Annotated in this window: 1 protein-coding gene; it reads right to left on the bottom strand. The window is 43.2% G+C overall.

Annotated features, from left to right (window positions below):
- The coding region (locus ACYVTD_RS15295) for a Mur ligase family protein (protein ID WP_461248562.1) at window positions 1–539 on the bottom strand (539 nt) is incomplete at both ends.

Raw genomic sequence — 539 nt, forward strand, 5'->3', positions numbered from 1 at the left:
GTTCGTTATGGGTATCTCACTTGCCTCGGCAACTTTTAGAAGCTTTCCATTATCTAGGATTTTGATCTTATTATCTTGGATGAAGACGTTGACAAATTGCTCATAATTTTCAAATTTTATATTGTCTTTGTTTTTATAAAATAAAATTGGTGTGGCTGCTGCGCGGTTTATGATATAGCTTGTCATTTCATCTTCGGCGTTTAATACGACAAAACCGTCATCGCGAACAGCCTCTGCGACAAGGGATTTTACATATGCGATGTCTTCTATGGTTTCTACGCCGTCTAGCCCGATGTGATCGTTGCCAATGTTGGTTATAACAGCGACATCTGCTTGGTCATAGCCAAGACCGCTTCGAATGATCCCGCCTCGCGCGGTTTCGAAAACGGCGCACTCGATATTCTTATTTGCGAGAAGAGATTTCGCGCTACATGGTCCCGAATGATCGCCTTTGCACACGCATTTGCCGTCTATGAATGTTCCGCTTGTGCTGGTTGTCCCGACGCATTTTCCCAGTTCTCTTAAGACATGTGATATTA

The organism is Treponema sp. R6D11, assembly GCF_054786075.1.